Source organism: Glaciimonas sp. Gout2, from assembly GCF_035018905.1.
Classification (GTDB): Bacteria; Pseudomonadota; Gammaproteobacteria; order Burkholderiales; family Burkholderiaceae_D; genus Glaciimonas.
This window is the reverse complement of the sequence record NZ_JASJXA010000120.1, coordinates 1-1,043: the sequence shown is the minus strand read 5'-3', so window position 1 is coordinate 1,043 and position 1,043 is coordinate 1. Positions and strand designations below refer to the sequence as shown.

The following is a 1,043-nucleotide window of genomic DNA, read 5'->3' as shown; positions in this document are numbered from 1 at the left end:
CATGCCACCGAATATCAAAGACCTATTTTTTACTGAAACGACCCATGTTGATGAAGTCAACTGTCGGGCTACCATGAGTCGGCAATGGTTATTGGAGAATCGTAATGGTGTTGGTCGGCATCCGATTTCGGTCGACAATCACCTCGATTTTTATATCTGCGCATCAGAAGCATTTCCCCACATTGTTAAAGATATCAACGCGGCTATAAAAAGCATTGATTTGATCTGCTGGGGTTTTGATCCCGGTATGGAAGTGACAGATCGCAACGCAAAGGATTGGCCGCGTAGTACCACTTACGGCGATTTATTGCGTGAGAGAGCCGGTAGCGGCGTGACGGTGCGTTTGTTGGTATGGTACGCCGATGGAATGGTCGGTGGTGTTGGTCGTATGGCAAGCAATCTTTACGGCCATCCTAAATGGGGGCGGGCCGATAAGAAAGATCCCAACTATGAACGTGCCAAATTTTGTGAAGACTGGTGGGACGATGCGATGGCGGGGCGTATTCCCAATTTGCATGTGCGTTATCGCTCAGCTGACGCTGGAGCGATAACGGCGAGTCTGAACGGAGAAACGCCAGGGTTTACGGATATTGAAGTGTTAGGCCTGAACCGCGTAGCAACGCATCACCAAAAGCCGATTCTGATTGATGTCGAACTGCGAGAGGAAGCGGTCGGCTACGTGATGGGACTCAATTCCACCACCGACTATTGGGATACGCCTGCGCACCTTTATAACGATGAGCGACGCGGGCATCAACGCGAAGGCGGAGCGGATAAGCGCAATCCTGGGCTCGGACTTAAACCATTCCGTGACTACGCGATTCGGGTGAAGGGTAAAGCGCTGCATTGCCTGAACCGGAATTTTGTGACCGCATGGGACAAGGCCAAACGGAACTGGGACCCTGTGCCTGAATCCTCTAAAGTGTCTGCCATACAGGGAGAGACGGGCAAGAAAAATTCCAATACTAGCCGTGCCAAACTTGTTAAAGACATGTTGGACGAGACCTTCAAGGGCCCGATTGTCAAACTGGGCGGAGGCGACA

The 1,043-nt window shown here is 51.3% G+C and carries 1 protein-coding gene; it reads left to right on the top strand.

Going from position 1 to position 1,043, the window contains the following annotated elements; translation table 11 throughout:
- Positions 1-1,043: phospholipase D-like domain-containing protein (locus QN379_RS23400; protein ID WP_369124733.1), on the top strand; the 1,043-nt coding region annotated here is incomplete at both ends.